Raw genomic sequence first — 17057 nt, 5'->3', positions numbered from 1 at the left:
CCGTCCCCAGAACCTTCAACAGCCCGTGCACAGCCGAGCGCTGCCGGTGGAAAACTTTGTCACGCTCAGTGATTGTCCACACACGTTTCCCCAGCCTCTGTCCACAGGTTGTGGGTTGCGGGTGCCGGCCGGCATCGAAGTTATCCACCGTCGGTGGACAACCACCTGTGGACAGGTTGGGTACAACCGGTGTCCCTGGGGACGGCCGGAAGCCGGTCGACCGGGCACCGCGCAGGTTCTCCCGACACGACCGAGGGCCGGGTACGGGCCGATCGGGCGCCCGTACCCGGCCCTCGCCGGTCGTCGGTGGGTCAGGTGATCTGCTTGATCCGGTTCGTCAACTCGGCGATCTGGTTGTAGAGCGACCGGCGCTCCGCCATCTGCTGCCGGATCTTCCGGTCGGCGTGCATCACTGTGGTGTGGTCCCGCCCGCCGAACGCCTGGCCGATCCGGGGCAGCGACAGGTCGGTCAGCTCCCGGCACAGGTACATCGCCACCTGGCGGGCGTTGACGAGCACCCGGGACCGGGACTGCCCGCGCAGGTCCTCCAGGCTCACCCCGAAGTAGTCGGCGGTGGAGATCATGATCTGGTCGGCGGTGATCTCCGGCCCGGAGCCGTCCGGGATGAAGTCCCGGAGCACCTCCTCGGCGAGCGCGAGTTCGACAGGTGACCGGGTCAGCGAGGCGAACGCGGTCACCCGGATCAGCGCGCCCTCGAGTTCCCGGATCGAGTTGGCGATCCGCGAGGCGATGAACTCCAGTACGTCCGGTGGGGCGAAGAGCCGCTCCTGGGCCGCCTTCTTCTGCAGGATCGCGATCCGGGTCTCCAGGTCCGGCGGCTGGATGTCGGCGAGCAGTCCCCACTCGAAGCGGGTACGCAGCCGGTCCTCCAGCGTCGCCAGGTCCTTCGGCTTCCGGTCCGAGGTGATCACGATCTGCTTGTTGGCGTTGTGCAGCGTGTTGAAGGTGTGGAAGAACTCCTCCTGGGTCCGCTCGCGGTTCTCCAGGAACTGGATGTCGTCGATCAACAGGATGTCGACGTCGCGGTAGCGGCGCTGGAAGGCACTCGTCTTGTCGTCCCGCAGCGAGTTGATGAAGTCGTTGGTGAACTCCTCGGTCGAGACGTACCGGACCGAGCGGGCGTTGCCCAGCGTCGTCGCGTAGTGCCCGATGGCGTGCAGCAGGTGGGTCTTGCCCAGGCCGGAGCTGCCGTAGATGAACAGCGGGTTGTACGCCTTCGCAGGCGACTCGGCGACCGCCACCGAGGCCGCGTGGGCGAACCGGTTTGACGAGCCGATGACGAAGGTCTCGAACATGTACTTCGGGTTCAGCCGGTTGCCGCTGACGTCTCCGGCCCCGCCGACCCCGCCCGGTCGGCGGTCGTCCCGGCCACCGGGCCGGTGCAGGGCGTTGGCGCCGCCCCGGCCCGGACCGTTGTCCGGGCCGCCGTCCCGACCCGGCCCGAGCCGTCCGGCATCGTCCCGGCTGTCGTGGTAGCGGCGGTCGCCCGGCCGGTGGTCACCGAACTGGCCGAGATTGCCGGTGTCGCCCCCGCGCTCGTCGAAGCCCCGCCGCTCCTGCTGCGGCGGAGCCTGCCGGTACGGCTCCGGATAGGGGGCGGCGAAGAGCGTCTCCTGGCCGTCCCGGCTGTTCGGGATCAGGCCGCCGCGAGGAGTGTCGGGGCGCCCGGACGACCGCCCCGTACCGCCGGACGGCACCTGGGCCGAGCCGGTGAACGGCGGTGGTTTGCGACCACCGGTCTGGTCGGGCACCGGGTTGCGGTGTTCGGGTACGTCCGGTCCGCCGCCGGCCGGGAACTCCTGCTCCGGTCGTACCGGATATTCGCGTTCGGCGTCGCCGGGAAAGCGCAGCGGCTCGACCCGGTAGCCCGGGGCGGGGGCGGGGTCGGCGTACCCGGCGGGCGCCCGGTCGTCGTAGCCGGTCGGCTCGGCACCGGGGTAGCCACCCTGCGGGTCGGGGTCGCCGTAGCCACCGCTCTGGGCCGATCCGCCGGGATAGCCCGCCGGACCGCCGGAGACCGGATAACCCGGGGGTCCGCCCAGCCCGGCCGGTTCCGGCCCGGTCGGGTAGCCACCGGCCGGGCGTGGCTGCCCGTCCTCAGGTGGTCGTACGGTAACCGCCACCTGGACCGCCCGGCCCAGCCGGCGGGAGAGCGCCTCGGTGATCGCCGGGCGGAGCCGCGACTCGATCACGTCCCGGGTGAACGCGTCCGGTACGGAGAGCAGCGCGGTGTCCTCGATGATCGTGTGCAGACGGGTCAGTCGGAGATAGGCGCGCTGCTGAGCCGAAATGATCTCGTCGGCCAGTTCCTCTGTCGTCGCCGCCCACACCGCGCCAAGGTCGATCGTGTCGGCCACCGTCGCGCCACCCCCATCGCCTCTGCGTCTCCGGCCGCCGTTGCCGTCCCGGTCGACCGTTCCAGGCTTGCTGACGTGCTCGAACAGGCACGACGCGGCACTCGGCGGTCGCCGGCGCCGTCCACAGGTTATCCACAGCCTGTGTATCGACCGAATTTGTGTCGCCCGGCCGGGCGTCCGTGTCGTCTGTCCCCGGCCCGACCGGCGTTGACGCGGGTTCATCTGTCGAACGATCGACGAGCTTGTCTGGTTTTGCCCGTCAGCGGCATCCCCCACCCCCTGACGCTGACGTGCAATCGGGCACGCTAACAGCGTTGTCCACAACCCTTCAACCGTCGGGCCCGTCGGGACCTCGTCGACATCGACGAAAAACCCGCCGAACCACCCCGCCGCCGGTCCCGCGTACCGGCTCGGCCGGGTGGGCGATCATGACGTTTGACGGCCGTTGTGGGGCTGCGTAGGCTCCAAGGGTTGCTCTGTCGCCCCTCTGCTAGGGTGATGGAAGACTGTCGACCGCGGCCCGGCACGGGCCGTGGCTGACGCCTGGACGGCATCGACACCAGCCGTCCCGGCGGTCGACGCCAGACAATCACACGACCCCGCTGTCGCACGACCGGGGCGTACGACGACGGAGAGCCTGACGTGAGCAAGCGCACCTTCCAGCCGAACAACCGCCGGCGCGCGAAGACCCACGGCTTCCGGCTGCGCATGCGCACCCGGGCTGGTCGCGCCATCATCGCGGCCCGCCGTGGCAAGGGTCGCACCCGCCTGTCGGCCTGACGGCTGGCAAGGCAGGTCCGGGGATGTAGGCAGTCGTGCTGGCGGCCGCACAGCGACTGCGGCGCAGCAGTGACTTCGCCGCGGCGATCCGGGGTGGGCGCCGAGCCGGTCGAGGATCAGTTGTCGTACATCTCGATTCGGCGGGTACCCCGGGTCCACCTTCCATCCCGACGACCACGACGGCATCGCAGCCGGTTCGGAGCGCCGGTGCGGGACACGAGCCCGCACCCGCCCGAGCCGGCTTCGTCGTCTCCAAGGCCGTGGGGGGTGCGGTGGTCCGGAACAAGGTCCGACGCCGGCTGCGGCACCTGGTCCGTGACCGGCTGCCGGGTCTGCCGCCCGGCACCACCCTTGTGGTACGCGCGCTGCCCAGCGCCGCCGAGGCGTCGTACGCCCGGCTCGGCGCCGACCTGGATACCGCGATCGCGGCGGCACTCGCCCCGCGCAGGTCCTCCCGGCGGCCCCGGTGACGGACTCGACCGGCGGTACGCCGGGGATGACCGTCGGTGCCCGAGTGCTGGCAGGGGCCATCGTCGCGTACCGTCGTTGGATAAGCCCGGCGCTGCCGGCCCGCTGTCGGTTCTACCCGTCGTGCAGCGCGTACGCCCTGGAGGCGGTCGCGGGGCACGGTGCGCTCCGGGGAGCCGCGCTGGCGGTCCGGCGGCTGTTGCGCTGCCATCCCTTCCACCCAGGTGGATATGACCCGGTACCCAAGCCGGGCGCACGCCGCCACGCTGATGTGACTGGAGCCCCGAATTGAGTCTCGACTGGATCTACTGGGCGATCTCGTGGATCCTGCTGCTGTGGCACTCCGCCTGGGACGCGATCGGAGTGTCGGCGAACGCGGTCCTGGGCACGAACTGGTCCTGGATCCTGGCGATCATCTTCCTGGTGGTCACCCTGCGGGTGATCCTCTTCCCGATCTTCGTCAAGCAGATCAAGTCGCAGCGGGCGATGCAGGCGATCCAGCCCCAGCTGAAGGCACTGCAGGAGAAGCACAAGGGTGACCGGGAGACGCTCCAGAAGGAAATGATGGAGCTCTACCGGAAGGAGAAGGCCAACCCGCTGATGGGCTGCCTTCCGATCTTCCTACAGGCTCCGGTCTTCATCGGCCTCTTCCACGTGCTCCGCCGGCTCGACCCGGCCAACGAGGGCAAGACCCGGTACGGCTGGACCGCTGAGCAGTTCGAGAGCGCCACCCACGCCCGCCTCTTCGACGTGCCGATCGCCGGCAAGTTCGGCTCCACCGCGGCTGAGCTCGCCCGGCTGAACGCCAGCGGCGCCTCGGTCAAGATCCTGGCCGGCGTACTGGTCGCCATCATGATCGCCACCACCTACCTGACCAGCCGGCAGATGATCCTCAAGACCGGCTGGGCGGAGGACCCGCAGCAGCGCATGATCCAGCGGCTGATGCTCTACGGCATCCCCGCCTCACTGCTGGTCTCCGGCGCGATCTTCCCGATCGGTGTGGTCATCTACTGGGTCACCAACAACCTCTTCACCCTCGGACAGCAGCAGTGGGTACTGCGCAAGTACCCGCCGCCGCAGACCGCGCCCCGGCTGCCGAAGCCCGGCGAGTCGGCTCCTCGGCGTACCACCGGAGCCGGCGGCGGCTCCCGACGGGGCACCGACTCCCGCAACCCGGTGCAGCCCGGCAAGCCGGCCAAGCCCGCCGGCCGGTTCGGCCGGGCCAAGGCCAACGGTGCGCAGCCGGAGAAGCCGGCCGTCGACACCAAGGCGCTCGCCCCCAAGCCGGGCGCCAAGCCGGTCAACCCCAAGAAGGGACGCCCGGCGAAGCGTCAGGGTTGACGCGACCGACCACCGGCCGCGACTGTCGGTCGGTGGCCCGGTAGGACTTCCGGCCGTGCTGCCACCAGTCTGGCGCCGGCCGGAATCCGCCGCGCCCCGTGACGACGGGCAGTGTTGCCCGTGCAGACGTGCCCGTGGCACTCGGCGATCTCCCGCCGGGCCCCGGGAAACCAGCGGGACCGTACGGTCCGGCCGAGAGAGTACGGAGATGAGACGGTGACCGACACCAGTATTCCGCGCGCCGAGCAGCCCATCGGCGACACCGAGCCGGTCCTGCCGGCGGGCCCGCCCGCGGACGCCGAAACCACCGAGGCCGTCGCGGTCGACGGGGAGAGCGCGGACGCCGGCCCGGAGTCCGACGACGACGTGGACGGCGAGGAGGACGGCGACGAGGTCGGGCAGACCAGCAACGGTAAACGGCCGGCGGCGACGAGCGACGCCGACCTGTTCCGGCAGAGCGAGATCGCCGCTGACTATGTCGAGGGTCTCCTCGACATCCTCGACTACGACGGCGACATCGACGAGCTGGTCTCCGCGGGACGCCCGGTGGTCGAGGTGGTCGGCGGGCGCCTACAGGCACTGGTCGGGCAGCGTGGCGCCACCCTGGAGGCGCTCCAGGAGCTGACCCGGCTCGCGGTGTTCCGGCAGACCGGAACGCCCAGCCGGCTGCTGCTGGACGTCGGTGGCTACCGGGCGACCCGCCGCAAGGAACTCTCGGCCGTGGCCAAGAACGCTGTGGAGAAGGTCAAGCAGCACGGCGAGGCCGTCCGGCTGGAGCCGATGTCCGCCTTCGAGCGCAAGTGCGTACACGACGTGGTCAACGCCATCGCCGGGGTGGAGAGCGAGTCCGAGGGCGTCGAACCGAACCGCCGGATCGTCGTACGTCCGGTCGACTGAGCGGGCGATGACGCACCGATCCGTTTCCGGCCCGGGTGGTGAACCGCCGCCCGGGCCGTTGCCTGTCCGGGCCGGGGACACTCCACCGGCCGTACCGCTTCCCGCCGAACTGGCCGCGTCGGCCCGTACCCTCTTCGCGGAGCGGCTACCGCTCGCGGCCTCGTACGCGGAGCTGCTGGCCGGCCCCGGCGTGCTGCGCGGCCTGATCGGCCCCCGGGAGACACCCCGGATCTGGGACCGGCACCTGCTCAACTGCGCCGCGATTGTGGAACTCCTACCGACGGGTGTCTCCGTTGTGGACGTCGGCTCCGGGGCGGGGCTTCCCGGGCTCGTCCTCGGCATCGCCCGGCCGGACCTGACTGTCACGCTTGTCGAGCCGCTGGCCCGGCGGGCCGTCTTCCTGGCCGAGGTGGTCACCGCACTCGACCTCGGTGACACCGTCACCGTGGTTCGGGCCCGGGCGGAGGAACTCGCCGCGAGCCGGCGGAATGGCGCCAGCGGCCGGCGCCGCCGCGCCGGCCGGAGTGGACGATCAACCGGACTTCCGGTCGAGTCCGGTGCACCGTTCGAGCTGGCCAACCTTCCGGACGAGTTGCGGGTACCGGCCGACGTCGTGACGGCCCGGGCCGTCGCCCCGCTCGACCGGCTGGCCGGCTGGTGTCTTCCGCTCGCGGTGCCTGGCGGCCGCCTGCTGGCGATGAAGGGGTCCAGTGCCGCCGAGGAGGTGGCGGAGCACGCCGAGGCGGTACGCCGGCTCGGCGGGTCGGCACCGGTCGTCCGGCAGGTCGGTGTCGGCGTGGTCGACCCGCCGACGACGGTCGTCGAGGTGGTCCGGGAGCGCGTCGTCGGTACCCCGGCCCGGGGCACGGTGGCAGGCCGGCGGGGCGGGGCGTCCCGGTAGCGACGGCCCACCGGCCACACCGGTCTGCTGTCTTATGCCGCATCCGCCGACCTTGTCGGCCTACGCTTCGTTCACCGTCCTTGCGGCTCGCTGCCCGACCAGCCGGTCTTGTCGGCTTTTTCCGCGCCGGCTGGCTTGCCGAATCCCACCCGGGCGGGGCCACTCGTTGCAACCCTGCTACACGAAGCTCTTCACGTTCCAGCCGGGTTCTCGGTTGGCCCGGTGCCGTCGTGTGGGGCTCGTGCCGGGGGTGCTGCGGTGCCCCGTGCGGAAGGTGCGCCAGCTATACCCTGGACCGGTGATGCTGCCCCTGCCCTCCGGCGAGTTCCGCGCCTATCTCTTCGACTGCGACGGCACCATCGCCGACTCCATGCCGTTGCACTACATCGCCTGGCAACGGGCGCTCGCGGAGTGGGACTGCGTCCTGCCGGAAGACCTCTTCTACGCCTGGGGTGGCCGCAAGGTGATCGACATCATCGTCGAACTCAACGAGCGCCACGGGCTCAGCATGCCGCCGGAGACGGTCGCCCGGCGCCGGGAAGAGCTCTACCGTGAACTGCTGCCACAGTTGACGGCCGTACCCGAGGTACGGCAGCACATCGACCGGGCCTACCGGCAACTTCCGCTCGCCGTCGTCTCCGGCAGTACCAGAGAGTCGGTGACCGCCTCCCTGGAGCGGCTCGACCTACTGGCAAAGTTCGACGTACTGGTCTGCGCCGAGGACTGCGTGGCGGCCAAGCCGGATCCGGAGGGCTTTCTGCTCGCCGCCCGCCTGTTGGACGTACCACCGGAGTCCTGTCTGGTCTTCGAGGACACCGACCTTGGCGTTCAGGCGGCGACAGCGGCGGGGATGGCGTCGGTACGCGTACCGGCGCCGTGGCAGCGGCGGTCGGTCGGCCGCCAGCGGGACCGCCTCGGCGAGGAGCCGGCGACGGCGCACTGAACGGCACCTCGCCCCGGGCCGGCGACCGGAACAGTGGAGCCAGGTCCGGCTGGTCGAGCAGCAGCCGCGACTCCGAAAACGACGAACAATCGAGACGCTGAACCGGGACGTCGTATCGGCTGATCAGACGTGTTCGCCGGGACGTAACTCCGGAACGGCCGGTTTTCATCCTACGGACAGCCGTGGCCCTATTTGCCCAGCGGCCGTAGGCTGACCGCGCGTCGATAGTGTAGACCGGGCAGCGGTTGGCGCCCCAGGCCGTCGCTGCTTCTTGCCGGACCGCACGCTACGCCCGAGGCGCGGGCATGGGCGCTGGCCGGGCCGACTCCATCCGAAGCTGGCAGGGATGACACGGTGCATGACAACGGTAGGTATGACGATCCAGAGATGACGGACTCCGGGGGCTACCACTCCGGCGGCGCCGATGTTTCACGTGAAACCGAGTACGAAGGCTGGTCCGCGAGTGGCCGGGCTCGACCGCCGGTGTCGGGTGACGGCTCCGACAGCCGACCGACCGGGTACGCCGGGGAGCCGTCGCGTGGTCCGAGTCGCGGTACCGCCCGGGTCACGCCGCCGTCCGGTCCGGCTGAACGCGGCGGGCCGGGATATCCCCAGGTGAGTTCGCCGTTCTCGGTGGAACCCTCCGGCCCGATGGCGGCCCCGGAGCTGCCCCGCCAGCCCGTGCCCGGTGCCGGCCAGAACCCGCCCGCGCACCCTGCGGAACATCCGAGGCCGACGGGGCGGGTGATGGCGCCGACGTTCGCGGCGCCGCCGGAGGTACCGCAACAGCCGGTGGCGCCGCAGACCGGCGCTCAGCCGCCGGCCACGGGTGCCCGGCCTCCGGCCGCGCCGCCGCCCGTTGTGGCCGAGGCTCCGGCCCGCCCGGCGGCACCGGTCCGGACAACCGAGGTGAGCCGGGAGACCAGCCCGGCCGCTGCCGAGCCCGAGCCGTCGGCCGACACGCCGTCGGCGGTACCGGAGACCATCCCCGAGGACGTCGCGTCCGACGCGTACGTTTCACGTGAAACCCCGTCGCGCGAAGAGGACGATCCCCCGTTGGCAATGGAGGCAATGCGCGCTGTGCAAATCCTGAACCCGAGCGGCGAGGTGACGATGCCGCGTCCGGACCGGCCACGAATCATGTGTGTCGCGAACCAGAAGGGAGGCGTGGGCAAGACCACCACCACGGTCAACCTGGCGGTGGCCCTGGCGCTGCACGGCAACCGCGTCCTGGTCGTGGACCTCGACCCGCAGGGGAACGCCTCGACCGGGCTGAACGTGCCACACCACGCCGGAGTTCCGGACGTCTACGACTGCCTGATCGACAACGTGCCGTTGGCGGAGGTGGCCCAGGGCGTCGAGGGGATTCCTGACCTGTGGTGCGTACCGGCCACCATCGACCTGGCCGGCGCCGAGATCGAGCTGGTCTCGGTGGTAGCCCGGGAGTCCCGCCTCGCCCGAGCCATCGCCGGCCACCCGACGAAGTTCGACTACGTCTTCATCGACTGCCCGCCGTCACTCGGTCTGCTCACGGTCAACGCGCTCTGCGCCGCCCAGGAAGTCCTCATCCCGATCCAGTGTGAGTACTACGCGCTGGAGGGCCTCAACCAACTGATCAACAACATCAACCTGGTACGCCAGCACCTGAACCCGACCCTTGAGGTCTCGACGATCCTGCTCACCATGTACGACCGGCGGACCCGGCTGGCGGACGCCGTCGAGCAGGACGTCCGGAACCATTTCGGCGACAAGGTGTTGCAGGCGGTGATCCCGCGCAACGTACGGGTCTCGGAGGCTCCCAGCTACGGCCAGTCGGTGATGACCTACGATCCCGGTTCGCGGGGCGCTACGAGCTACTTCGAGGCGGCCCAGGAGATCGCGATGCGCGGGGTCAAAGAGTCTGTTGGCCGCAATGCATAGCTCGGTTGATGCGTCGGGAGGCGTGGCATGAAGAACCGTCCGCGGGGCGGGCTGGGTCGAGGACTGGGCGCGCTGATTCCCACCACCGCACCGGAACCAGCGGCCGGGGTGGTGACGGTGGAGCCTCCAGCCGATCGACCGGAGGCGACGCCCTCCCGGCCCGGTGAATCCTCCTGGTCCGCACCGGCACCGCCAGCTCCGGTCCAGCCGACTGGCCCGGAACTGGCGCCCGTTCCCGGGGCCAGGTTCGCCGAGATCCCGCTCGACGCGATCGTGCCGAACCCGAAGCAGCCACGGCAGATCTTCGACGAGGAGGCTCTGGAGGAACTCAAGCTCTCGATCCAGGAGGTCGGCTTCCTCCAGCCGATCGTGGTACGCCAACTTCCCGACGACCGGTTCGAACTCGTGATGGGCGAACGGCGTTGGCGGGCGGCGCAGGCGGTCGGCCGGGACTCGATCCCGGCGATCGTCCGGGACACCCGGGACGACGCGATGCTCCGGGACGCGTTGCTGGAGAACATCCACCGGGCCAACCTCAACCCACTGGAAGAGGCGGCCGCGTACCAGCAACTGCTGGAGGAGTTCGGTGCGACCCACGAGGAGCTGGCTCGACGGATCGGCCGCAGTCGCCCGCAGATCTCGAACACCATCCGGCTGCTGAACCTGCCGGCCGAGGTGCAGAAGCGGGTGGCCGCCGGAGTGCTCTCCGCCGGACATGCCCGGGCGTTGCTCAGCCTGGAGAGTCCGGCCGCCCAGGAGGAACTCGCCCGCCGGATCGTGGCCGAAGGGCTGTCGGTACGGGCCACCGAGGAGGTCGTGAAGCTTGCCGAAAGCTCCCCGAGCCGCCCGAGCCCGGCCAAGCGACGTGCCAAGGTACACGCCCCCGGGCTCACCGATCTCGCGGACCGGCTGTCGGATCGGTTCGACACCCGGGTGAAGGTCGACATCGGGCGCAACAAGGGGAAGATCACGATCGAGTTCGCCACCGTGGACGATCTTGAGCGGATCGTCGGTCTGATCGGGATGCCGGGCTCGGACGCCGAGCCGGACGAACCAGCCTGATTTCCGTACCCGCTGCGCCGACTCGGCGCGACGGGCGGCGAGGTACCTCGCCAGAGCGCGAATGGCCACGACCCCGACTGGACCGGGGTCGTGGCCATTCGCTTTGTCGAAACCCTGGGGGCGTCGGTTTCACGTGAAACCGACGCCCCCAGGAGCGGGCCAGTCATCGCTGGATCGCGATGTTCGGGATGGCGAAAGTAATCCACAGGGGTTGTCCACAGGCACCCCCCGTTTCACGTGAAACAGCGCGTGGAACGCGGTATAGGCCTGTGGATGACGGTGGTGAAATCTGACGTTCGAGCCTCCGGATGGACCGGTTTTGGTCTCGTAACCGAGATCGGATGGCGCCCGGAAACTTCGGAGTGCCGGCCCGGGCAGACAGACGGGGGACCACAGTTGCCGGGCTTCGAGGGGAGCGATCGGGCTCGCCGCTCCGCTGTTCCGGGGTGGCCGCCGTGGCGCCGACCCCGGGCCGACCCCTCGATGATCGGCAGTCAAAACAGGGTAGGGACACCGGTCCGGAACTCGGTTAGGGTCAGCGTCGTGCCCCACACCCCTCCCGCTGTACCAGACTTCACCAGGTGGCCTTCGTTCCCCTTCGAGGGCGAGTTCCGGGTCAAGCAACTAGACGAGCCCGTAGCGGTCGAGCCGCCGCGCAAGGGCGAGGGTTCCGGCGAATGCCACTCCTGCAACGCCCCCGACGACGCCTACATCTGGGTCAGCGAACGCTGGCGAGTACGCGCCATGGACCGGCCGACCGGGCTGCCGATGGTGCTGATCCTCGAGTCGCGTTCGCATCTGGACCTGGGTGATCTGCCGAACCTGCTCGCTGCCGAACTCGGGGTGATGACGGTACGGCTCGAACGGGCCGTACGCTCCCTGGACGGAGTTGCCCGGGTGCACGTCAACCGCTGGGGAGACGGCGCCGCACACCTACACCTGTGGTTCCTGGCGCGGCCGTACGGGCGGCTCCAGTTGCGCGGTACCTTCCTCTCCCTGTGGGACCACATCCTGCCCCCGATCCCGGAGTCGCAGTGGCGGGAGAATCTGGCTCTGGTGGCCGCCTGGCTCGCCGAGTTCGGCGGACGCCCGCTGGCCGAGCCGCCCCGCATCCAGTGGCAGGCGCCGTCGAGTCTGGCCCAACAGGGCGCCGTGGAGTTACCTGCCACCGTGCCGATGCCGGCCGACCCGGCGGCATCGACCGAGTCGCCCGACGCGTCCCCGACCGCAACTGACCCGACCACGACTGACCCGACCGCGACCGCTCCGACCACGGCAGCCTCGTCCGAGTCGGTGCCGGGAGGAGCGGAGCCGGCGGCAGGGCAGCAGGATACGGAGTCGGCCGACCCGACCACGGCCTCCGATCCAGCCGCCCGCCGCGAGTCTCACGGCGATCCGGCCACCCGGGCCCACTGATCGGGCGCGCCTGCCGGAGGGCCGAGCGGGCAGGTGCCTTGCCGAACCCGGGCGCCGTGACGAACACCGGGGTGCGCCGTGACGAACCGCGGGGTGGCTCCCGACGGACCAGAGAGCCCGGCGCCGACCTGCTGATCGCCGGGTTCTGTGGCCGACGGCTCAGGATCGGCCGGGGGCGCGGCGCTGGGCGGCGCGGACGACGAGCGTACGAAGCAACTCGCCGAAGTCGAGACCGGCGGCGCCCACGGCAAGCGGGAGCAGCGAGGTCTCGGTCATCCCGGGAGAGACGTTGACCTCCAGTACGTGTGGTCGGTCGTATTCGTCGACGATGAGGTCGACCCGGGACAGGTCACGGAGCCCGAGTGCGGCGTGGGCCGCGAGGGCGGTCTCCGCGACCCGGGCCGCCGCGGTGGCCGACAACCGGGCCGGGGCGTGCCAGGTGGTGAGCCCGGCGGTGTAACGGGCGGCGTAGTCGTAGACGCCGTTGCGGGGGACGATCTCGACGGCGGGCAGCGCACGGGGGCCGTCGCCCAGGTCCACCACCGAGACCGCCACGTCCATTCCGGGTACGTAGCGCTCCACGAGCGCCGTCGAGTGGTACGCGAAACAGCCGACCATCGCCGCCGGAAGTGCTGCCGGATCCCGCACCACGGCGGCGCCGAGACCCGAACCGCCCTGGGCCGGCTTGATCATGAGTGGCAGTCCGAGCCGCTCGACGATCCGGTCCAGCACCGCCACCGCGCCGAGTTCGGAGAACCGGTCGTGTGGCAGCGCCACCCAGTCCGGGGTGGGGATGCCGTCCTCGCGGAGTACCGCCTTCGCCGACGGCTTGTCCCAGGCCAGGCGGGACGACCGGGCGTCACAGCCGACGTACGGCACGTCGCAGATGTCGAGTACGCCACGCAGCGAGCCGTCCTCACCGGTCGACCCGTGCAGGGCGATCACCACCGCGTCCGGGGGATCGTCCCGGAGCAGTGGCAGCAGCGATACGTCGGCGTCCCGTAGCTCCGCCTCCACACCCACCGAACGGAGTGCGTCGAGCACCCGCCGGCCGGACTTCAGCGACACGTCCCGCTCGTAGGAGAGTCCACCGGCGAGCACCAGTACGCGCAGCTCCGCCGTGGCCTCCCTCATCAGGTCCGGCCATTCGGCGGCGAGCAGCGGATCGTCGGCAGAGTCGGTACCCATGCCGGAGATCATGCCAAGTCGGGACCCGGCACGTCCGCGCCGGCCTGCCCACGACGGCGGGACGGGGCACCCACGGCACCGAAGACCTCGCGCATCGCGGTCTCCTGCTCCATCACGCTCGCCAGCCGGCGCACGCCCTCACGGATCCGCTCCGGCGGCGGGAAGGAGAAGTTGAGCCGCATGTGGCCCGCGCCGGTTCCGTCGGCGAAGAAGCCGGTGCCGGGCACGTAGGCGACCCGGGCGGCGATGGCCCGCGGCATCATCGCCTTGGCGTCCAGCCCGTCCGGCAGGGTCGCCCATACGAAGAGACCGCCGCCCGGCTCGGTCCAGCTCGTGCCGGCCGGCATGTAGTCGGCCAGCGCGTCGAGCAGGGCGTCCCGGCGCTCCCGGTAGACCTCGCGGTAGATCTTGAGTTGCTGTCGCCACGGCATGGTCGACAGGTAGGTGGTGACGGCGGCCTGGGCGAAGGCGCTGGGGCAGAGGATCTGCGCCTCGCTGGCGATCACCAACTTGTCGCGTACGGCGTGCGGGGCCAGGATCCAGCCCACCCGCAGGCCCGGCGCGAAGGTCTTGGAGAAGGTGCTCAGGTAGAAGACGCCGTCCCGGCGGCGGGCCCGCAGCGGCAGCGGCGCCTCGCAGTCGAAGCCGAGCTGGCCGTACGGGTCGTCCTCGACCACCAGCAGGCCGGCCCGCTCACAGATGTCGAGCACCCGCTCCCGGCGCTCCTCGGTCAGCGTCACGCCGGCCGGGTTCTGGAAGGTCGGGATGGTGTAGAGGAACTTCGCCCGGCGCCCCGAGCGGGCGACCTCGGCGATGGCCAGTTCCAGCGCCTCCGGGATCAGACCGTCGGCATCCATCGGTACGTGCACCACCTGGGCCTGGGCGCTCTGGAAGACACCGAGCGCGCCGACGTAGGTGGGCCCCTCGGCGAGCACCACGTCACCGGGGTCGAGGAAGAGCCGGGCGATCAGGTCCAGCGCCTGCTGCCCGCCGACGGTCACCACCACGTCCTCGGGGGAGGCGCCACAGCCGACGTCGATGCCGGAGAGCGCCATCACCTCGCAGATGCGTTCCCGCAGTTCCAGGGTGCCCTGGCCGATGCCGTACTGGAGGGTGCTGGTGCCCTGCTCGGCGGCGAGCTTGTTGAGCATCTCACCGACCGCGTCCAGCGGCAACGCGGCGATGTAGGGGGCGCCGCCGGCCAACGAGACGACTTCCGGACGGCTGGCGACGGCGAAGAGAGCTCGGATCTCCGATGCCGTCATCCCGCGTACCCGTCGGGCGTAGCGGTCCGTGTAGTCGTCCAGCGTCGTGCCGGTCATGCCGCCTCCTCGCTGTGCTCCTGGCTCGTCACGACGTCCGCGGCCGAACGGCGGATGCCCGCATCGCGTCCGCTCATTCCGCCTCCCCGTGCGCTCGTCGTGCTCCGTCATGGTGCCGGGACGGTCACCGAGTCGCATTCCCGAAACAGGTCACTTGATCCCGCCCGGGTGCCCCCGGCACCTCGAACGCCGCGCCCGCTCTCCGTCCCGGTCCGCTCGAACCCGCCGCGATGGTGGCGGGTCGGTGGGGCTGGCCGGCAACTCCGCCGGTCGGCGCTCGTCGCTCGATGGTAATCCGGATCACCCGGTACTGCCCTCCGCCCAGCAGTCCGTCCACATGTCGGACCGGTTGACCTGGCCGGTCGCCCATCGACCCGGCACAACGGTCCGTAGTCGCCCCGTCCTCTCCCGGGCCGCGAGGTTCCGGCGTACGATCGCTCGTTGGGGGTAGGGACCGGAGATGGCGATGCTTGCGGCCTTTAATACCTCCGGGGATGATTTGTGGGGATGCGCCGATGTCGCGACGTCTGGTCAGTCTGACCCTCGACACTCTCGAAGACCTGCCCCGGCCCTGCCGGCGGTGCGTCTACTGGGAGCTGGATCCGGTGACCGCCGAACGCGCCCGCGAGGCGGGTGACCCCGGCCTGGAGAAGGAAGCCTGGGTCTCCCAGACGCTGCTCGAATGGGGCTCCTGCGGAAAGCTGGCATACGTGGACGGCATGCCGGCCGGATTCGTGATGTACGCCCCGCCGGCCTACGTGCCCCGGTCGATGGCGTTCCCCACCTCCCCGGTCTCGGCCGACGCCGCCCTGCTGACCACGGCACACATCGTCACCACCTTCGCCGGCGGCGGGCTGGGCCGGATGCTCGTCCAGGGGGTCGCGCGAGACCTGACGAAGCGGGGCATCAAGGCGATTGAGGCGTTCGGGGACGCGAAGTTCGGCGACGCGGGTGAGGGTGCCGGCGGCTGTGTCGCCCCGGCGGACTACTTCCTCTCCGTCGGCTTCAAGACGGTACGCCCGCACCCGCGCTTCCCCCGCCTCCGGCTGGAACTGCGTACCGCGCTCTCCTGGAAGTCCGACGTCGAGTACGCGCTGGAGAAGCTGCTCGGCTCGATGAGCCCGGAGGGACTGCTCCGCCCGGTACGGCCGGCCACCCGCTCGGCCGCCAGCTGACGCCAGCCACCGTAGGGGCGCCGTCACCGGCCCGGTCAGTCCCGGGCGGCGGCACCCGCTGCCACCATCGCGCGCAGCTCGCTGACGTCGATCGAGCCGGTCGGCACGTCCTCCTCCACCGGGAAGTACATCCGCTGCACGGCGGCGACGATGGCGTCCACGACCCGGTCCCGGAACCGGGGATCGGTCAGCCGCGCCCGGTCGGTGGGTGAGGTGAGGTATCCGACGTCGACCCGTACCGCAGGCATCCGGGTCAGCCGGAGCAACTCCCAGGTCTTCGCGTGGGTCTGGCAGTTGCGCAGCCCGGTCCGGACCACGATCTCCCGCTGTACCAGCCCGGCCAGCCGCTCGCCGACGCTCGACGTCACCCCGTTCGAGGTGCCGTAGTGGTAGGTGGCGACACCGTCCGCCTCCGGATTGGCATGCCCGTCGATGTGCAGCGAGATGAGCAGGTCGCCGCCGAGTTCGTTGGCCAGGTCGGCCCGGGTGAGGTCGGCGAGTGGCGCCGCCGGTGCCGGGCCCCGGGTGAGGTGCACCCGCATGCCGGCGGCGGCGAGCCGGCCCTCCAGCCGGGCCGCGAGGTCGTAGGCGAGGTCCGCCTCGGTCCACCGCATCGTGCCGTCCTGCACCACGAATCCGGGGTCGAACGGGTCGTGACCGGGGTCGACCACGATGACCTTGCCGACCAGGTTCGGCCCGGACTGGCGGAACGCGTCGGACTCGCGGAGCAGGGTCGGCCGGCCGCCGACCACCTTCCGGCCGAGCCGGCGCAGCGCGTTCATGGTGTGCGGACCGCAGGCGCCGTCCGGGGAGATCCCGACCTCGCGCTGGAACTGGGCGACCGCGCGAGCCGTCCGGGCACCGTAGACGCCGTCGGCGCGGCCGACGTCGTAACCCATCTCCAGCAGGCGCTCCTGGAGGGTACGCACGTCCTCGCCGATCAGCGGGTCGGGGATCGCCTGGTAGAGGGTACGGGCACCGAGGCGCCAGCGGGCCGCGTCCAGCGCCCGCCAGGTCTCCGGGCCGACCTGACCGTCGACACTGAGCCCACGGTCCTGCTGGAAGGCGCGTACCGCCTGCTCGGTCTCGGCGTCGAACTCGTCGGCGCCGGGCGGCCCACCCGAGGGGAGCAGGCTCAGCCCGACCAGGACGGCTCGGATCTCGGTGACCGCGCGTCCCCGGTCACCAGGTCGGATCGGACGCACGGACGACCTCCCTCTGCGTGCCTGCGGTGCTCTGCCCGGCTGTCGGGCGGTGCCGGCTCGA

15 protein-coding genes are annotated in these 17057 nt (G+C 70.9%); 11 read left to right on the top strand and 4 right to left on the bottom strand.

Translation table 11 applies throughout. From position 1 onward, the window contains the following. Positions 1-311: 311 nt before the first annotated feature. Positions 312-2378 (bottom strand): chromosomal replication initiator protein DnaA, encoded by a 2067-nt coding sequence (gene dnaA / locus CLT71_RS22420; protein WP_143743539.1) that lies wholly within the window; start codon positions 2376-2378, stop codon positions 312-314. A gap of 642 nt (positions 2379-3020) precedes the next feature. Here dnaA and rpmH point away from each other — a divergent pair. The 10 genes from rpmH (at position 3021) to CLT71_RS22370 (ending at position 12106) form a co-directional block, all read left to right on the top strand. Continuing rightward, on the top strand, positions 3021-3158 hold the full coding sequence (gene rpmH / locus CLT71_RS22415) for a 50S ribosomal protein L34 (RefSeq protein WP_101368834.1): 138 nt from the start codon (positions 3021-3023) through the stop codon (positions 3156-3158). A 35-nt stretch (positions 3159-3193) separates the two neighbouring features. Further along, positions 3194-3628, top strand: coding sequence for a ribonuclease P protein component (gene rnpA, locus CLT71_RS22410; RefSeq protein ID WP_101368833.1), 435 nt, complete (start codon positions 3194-3196; stop codon positions 3626-3628). Positions 3629-3654: 26 nt separating this feature from the next. After that, positions 3655-3918, top strand: a complete 264-nt coding sequence (gene yidD, locus CLT71_RS22405; protein WP_101371691.1) for a membrane protein insertion efficiency factor YidD — start codon at positions 3655-3657, stop codon at positions 3916-3918. Then, positions 3915-4967, top strand: a complete 1053-nt coding sequence (yidC, locus tag CLT71_RS22400; protein WP_101368832.1) for a membrane protein insertase YidC — start codon at positions 3915-3917, stop codon at positions 4965-4967. Before yidD ends, yidC begins: the two co-directional genes overlap by 4 nt. A gap of 216 nt (positions 4968-5183) precedes the next feature. Beyond that, positions 5184-5864, top strand: coding sequence for a Jag family protein (locus CLT71_RS22395; protein WP_486483395.1), 681 nt, complete (start codon positions 5184-5186; stop codon positions 5862-5864). 7 nt (positions 5865-5871) lie between these two features. Further along, entirely contained in the window at positions 5872-6765 is an 894-nt protein-coding gene (locus tag CLT71_RS22390) for a 16S rRNA (guanine(527)-N(7))-methyltransferase RsmG (RefSeq protein WP_101368831.1), read from the top strand. Positions 6766-7066: 301 nt separating this feature from the next. Then, positions 7067-7708 carry an HAD family hydrolase gene (locus tag CLT71_RS22385; RefSeq protein WP_486483714.1) on the top strand — a complete coding sequence of 214 codons (642 nt, stop codon included), beginning with the start codon at positions 7067-7069 and terminating at the stop codon, positions 7706-7708. 747 nt (positions 7709-8455) lie between these two features. Further along, a complete protein-coding gene (locus tag CLT71_RS22380; protein ID WP_486483713.1) occupies positions 8456-9628 on the top strand; it encodes a ParA family protein in 1173 nt (390 codons plus the stop codon). A gap of 27 nt (positions 9629-9655) precedes the next feature. Then, the gene (locus CLT71_RS22375) at positions 9656-10690 is read left to right on the top strand and encodes a ParB/RepB/Spo0J family partition protein (RefSeq protein ID WP_101368829.1); all 1035 of its coding nucleotides are present in this window, start codon (positions 9656-9658) and stop codon (positions 10688-10690) included. 543 nt (positions 10691-11233) lie between these two features. Further along, positions 11234-12106, top strand: a complete 873-nt coding sequence (locus CLT71_RS22370) for a hypothetical protein (protein ID WP_486483394.1) — start codon at positions 11234-11236, stop codon at positions 12104-12106. Between the two features lie 159 nt (positions 12107-12265). Here CLT71_RS22370 and CLT71_RS22365 read toward each other — a convergent pair whose 3' ends face one another. Both CLT71_RS22365 and CLT71_RS22360 read right to left on the bottom strand, forming a co-directional pair. After that, complete coding sequence (locus CLT71_RS22365; protein WP_101371689.1) at positions 12266-13294, bottom strand: D-alanine--D-alanine ligase; 1029 nt, start codon at positions 13292-13294, stop codon at positions 12266-12268. An 8-nt stretch (positions 13295-13302) separates the two neighbouring features. Next, positions 13303-14616 (bottom strand): aminotransferase-like domain-containing protein, encoded by a 1314-nt coding sequence (locus CLT71_RS22360; RefSeq protein ID WP_101368828.1) that lies wholly within the window; start codon positions 14614-14616, stop codon positions 13303-13305. Positions 14617-15131: 515 nt separating this feature from the next. Here CLT71_RS22360 and CLT71_RS22355 point away from each other — a divergent pair. Further along, the gene (locus CLT71_RS22355; RefSeq protein ID WP_101368827.1) at positions 15132-15791 is read left to right on the top strand and encodes a GNAT family N-acetyltransferase; all 660 of its coding nucleotides are present in this window, start codon (positions 15132-15134) and stop codon (positions 15789-15791) included. A 35-nt stretch (positions 15792-15826) separates the two neighbouring features. Here the strand turns inward: CLT71_RS22355 and CLT71_RS22350 are convergent, their stop codons facing one another. Further along, positions 15827-16996, bottom strand: a complete 1170-nt coding sequence (locus CLT71_RS22350; RefSeq protein ID WP_101368826.1) for an N-acetylmuramoyl-L-alanine amidase — start codon at positions 16994-16996, stop codon at positions 15827-15829. Positions 16997-17057 lie beyond the last annotated feature (61 nt).

This window comes from Plantactinospora sp. CNZ320, assembly GCF_002846275.1.
Note: the sequence above shows the minus strand (reverse complement) of the source record. Positions and strands in the feature narration are given on the sequence as shown.